Genomic DNA, 4178 nt, shown 5'->3' with positions numbered 1-4178 from the left:
GTCTCTCGACCGTCTGACCGTGTATATGTGCGATCCAGTTACCGCCTGAACTCATACGAACTGTGGTGTCAGTGCCGTATGACTGTGGCTTCGGTCTGTTAGTGCTCGTGGACTCAACACCTCGTTGCCTCGGTGCGTACATCCCGAGTCTATCGAACTCGTCTTCTACGAGTGACCTCATCGGTACTTCTTTTCCATGTGGGTTTCGAGCTTAGATGCGTTCAGCTCTTACCCCGTGTCGCGTGGCTACTCGGCATCTGCCCTTCCGGACAACCGATACACCAGTGGCGACCAAACGTAGTTCCTCTCGTACTATACGTTCGTTCACGTCAAGTACCTTGACACCCCCAATAGATAGCAGCCGACCTGTCTCACGACGGTCTAAACCCAGCTCACGACCTCCTTTAATAGGCGAACAACCTCACCCTTGCCTGCTTCTGCACAGGCAGGATGGAGGGAACCGACATCGAGGTAGCAAGCCACCCGGTCGATATGTGCTCTTGCGGGTGACGACTCTGTTATCCCTAAGGTAGCTTTTCTGTCATCTACGGGCCCCATTCCGGAGCCTCGTAGGTTCGCTAGACCACGCTTTCGCGTCAGCGTCACTCGTTGGGAATGACACTGTCAGACCATCTTGTGCTCTTGCGCTCTTCGCCGGATTCCCGACCCGGCTGAGATGATCTTCGGGCGCGCTCGATATCTTTTCGAGCGCGTACCGCCCCAGTCAAACTGCCCGGCTACCGGTGTACTCCTCCCGGAGTGAGAGTCGCAGTCACCGACGGGTAGTATTTCAATGTTGTCTCGGTGGCCCGCTGGCGCGGGTACCTGTGTAATGACTCCTACCTATGCTGCACATCGGCGACCACGTCTCAGCGACAGCCTGCAGTAAAGCTCTATAGGGTCTTCGCTTCCCCTTGGGGGTCTCCAGACTCCGCACTGGAACGTACAGTTCACCGGGTCCAACGTTGGGACAGTGGCGCTCTCGTTTATCCATTCATGCAAGCCGCTACTGAAGCGGCAAGGTACTACGCTACCTTAAGAGGGTCATAGTTACCCCCGCCGTTGACGGGTCCTTCGTCCTCTTGTACGAGGTGTTCAGATACCCGCACTGGGCAGGATTCAGTGACCGTACGAGTCCTTTCGGATTTGCGGTCACCTGTGTTGTTATTAGACAGTCGGAGCGCCCGAGTCACTGCGACCTGCTCCGTAGAGAGCAGGCATCCCTTCTTCCGAAGGTACGGGACTAACTTGCCGAATTCCCTAACGTCGGTTCTCCCGACAGGCCGTGGCTTTCGCTGCCAGAGCACCTGTGTCGGATCTCGGTACGGACATCGTGCTTGTCTTTTCACGGGCCCTATGTACGGCTGACTTGCGCTATCTCGCGTTTCGCTCGCTTCGTGCCATGACGGCATCCACGAGTTTCCACGATTCGACCGGGCGAATGCCCGGCTCAGCGTTCCACACGGCGTCGACGTTTACTGCACGATGGCACTGGAATATTAACCAGTTTCCCGTTGATGCAGTCGAATTACGGTGCATCTTAGGACCGGCTGACCCTCGGCTGATTGGCAGTGCCGAGGAACCCTTGCTCATCAGGCCGTCGAGGTTCTCACCCGACTATCGCTGCTACTGTGACCAGGATTGTCGTTTCTGAACGGTCCACACGAGTTCTCACCCGTGCTTCCATCCGAACAGAACGCCAACCTACGCGGTTGCCCCTGTCAAGGGCACGGCCAGGTCTCGGTGGTAGATTTGAGCCCCGATCATTTTGGGCGCCTCAAACCTCGGCCGGTAAGCTGTTACGCTTTTCTTAGAGGGTAGCTGCTTCTAAGCTCACCTCCCGGCTGTTTAGGGCTTGAGACCACCTTCGAATCGCACTTAATCTACACTTTGGGACCTTAACCCGGCTCTGGGTTGTTCCCCTCACGGTACACAGGCTTACCCCGCGCACCGGACTCCCTTCGTCTACAGCGCCTGCGGGTTTGGAGTTCGACAGGATGGCCGACTCCTCTCGGAGGCGGGTCATCCAATCGGTAGCTCTACCCCGCGGGCTACCTCGGAAGAGGTCATGCTTCGACATGTTTCGGTTGGAACCAGCTGTTGCCAGGCTCGATGGGCCTTTCACCCCTATGCACAGATCACGAGAGGATATTGTAGAATACCACCTCTAACGGGCCTCCACGTGGCTTTCGCCACGCTTCACCCTGCCTGTGTATAGATCGCCTGGTTTCGGGTCGTACCCAATTGACTCCCCGCGCTTGAACACGGTGGCCCTCACACATAGTGCTGCGGCCGTATCGGTTTCCCTGCGCCTTCCTCGGTTCACGAGTTAGACTCGCCAATTAAGTACACTCCCTGGGTCGTTTTTCAAAACGCACGACACGACGCCGGCTCGATTCACTTCCTACTAGAGAATCGCTTCTCGGTCGTTTTGTGAATCGCCTTGTACGCCCTGTCGCTCGATCGCCAGCTGATTTCAGGCCCTATTGCACCGCCCTTCTCGGGGTGCTTTTCAGCGTTCGCTCACGCTACTTGTTCGCTATCGGTCTCGAGGAGTGTTTAGCCTTCTCAGGGGATGCCTGAGTTGTTCACAGAGGATATCCGACCCCTGCTACTCTGGTATTGACGCCAACGGTACTGCCTCATTCTACGGGGTTATCACCCTGTTTCACGCTCCGTTCCAGGAGACTTCGAATGAGAGTTCTCGTTTTGGTTGTCAACCCGAACACCACATTGGTCCGAAGACCTTCGGTTTGGGCTGTGTCGCTTTTACTCGCGGTTACTGACGACATCGCGTTTGCGTTCTTTTCCTTCCCTTACTGAGATGTTTCAATTCAGGGAGTTCCCTATTGCGCGTGGCAATTGTAAACGGATTCCGATTCGGAGATCTCATGTTCTTTCCCTCCATGCGGGTCCCATGAGCTTTTCGCAGCTTGGCACGTCCTTCGTCGGCTCTCGAGCCGAGCCATTCACCAGCTGGCACAGTAGCCAGTAGTGTGTCAGTCGATTCATAACGAATCACTGACGGTGTCAAGTGACTAGAATGTCACCCGACTGTATATGGTTCACTGACGTTCCACGAACTCGTATGAGTTCAGTGGACGTCTGGATCGCACGTATACACGGTCGTCATCGAATCGCCCTGGCGGGGCGTTCGTCGAACCCTTCCCATCCGCGGTTTCCCGGGATGGTGCATCGGTCGTCTATCCCAACCGAATCGCGTCTCCCACTTAAGGGGACGGATTCGCGTTGGGGGACATGGACTCACTGGGATTCGAACCCAGGGCATCCTCCTTGCAAAGGAGGCACTCTACCGCTGAGCTATGAGCCCACCTTCCCGTGTGGGAAGGATGGTGGTCAGCGTCCGACTTTCACTCGGGTGTGAGAGTCGGGGCGTGGTGTGTGTGTGAACCGTGGTAGTTCGTCGGTGTCCAGGGCGGTGGGTGGGTGGACGTGACCATGAATGAGTAGTGACCGTTCGTGTGAACGGTCGAAAGGTGAGCTCCCTTGGAAGGGAGTCTCGGGTCTGTGGAGGTGATCCAGCCGCAGATTCCCCTACGGCTACCTTGTTACGACTTAAGCCCCCTTGCGAAGCCCAGATTCGACACGTGTGACGTGCCTCATCCGGACCTCACTCGGGTGCTTTGACGGGCGGTGTGTGCAAGGAGCAGGGACGTATTCACCGCGCGCTTATGACACGCGATTACTACCGAATCCAGCTTCATGTGGGCGAGTTGCAGCCCACAATCCGAACTACGATCAGGTTTCTGAGATTACCGTCTCCTTTCGGAGTAGGAACCCTTTGTCCTGACCATTGTAGCCCGCGTGTTGCCCAGCGCATTCGGGGCATACTGACCTACCGTTGCCCGTTCCTTCCTCCGTGTTAGCCACGGCAGTCTCCTTACTGTCCCCAGCCACTTCGCAGTGCTGCTGGCAAGTAAGGATGCGGGTCTCGCTCGTTGCCTGACTTAACAGGACGCCTCACGGTACGAGCTGACGGCGGCCATGCACCTCCTCTCTGAAACTCGGATAAGGTCATCAACCTGATCGTCATTATTACAGTCGACGCTGGTGAGATGTCCGGCGTTGAGTCCAATTAAACCGCAGGCTCCTCCGGTTGTAGTGCTCCCCCGCCAATTCCTTTAAGTTTCATCCTTGCGGACGTACTTCCCAGGCGG

The 4178-nt window shown here is 56.4% G+C and carries 1 tRNA gene and 2 rRNA genes; all 3 read right to left on the bottom strand.

Annotated features, from left to right (window positions below):
* Positions 1 to 76: 76 nt before the first annotated feature.
* Positions 77 to 2998, bottom strand: a 23S ribosomal RNA gene (locus tag ACNSN4_RS16530).
* A gap of 261 nt (positions 2999 to 3259) precedes the next feature.
* Positions 3260 to 3331: transfer RNA gene (locus ACNSN4_RS16525), tRNA-Ala, on the bottom strand.
* A 198-nt stretch (positions 3332 to 3529) separates the two neighbouring features.
* Positions 3530 to 4178, bottom strand: a 16S ribosomal RNA gene (locus ACNSN4_RS16520); the annotation flags it as partial.

The organism is Halorubrum marinum (assembly GCF_048381195.1).
In the GTDB taxonomy this organism is placed as follows: Archaea; Halobacteriota; Halobacteria; order Halobacteriales; family Haloferacaceae; genus Halorubrum.
Note: the sequence above shows the minus strand (reverse complement) of the source record. Positions and strands in the feature narration are given on the sequence as shown.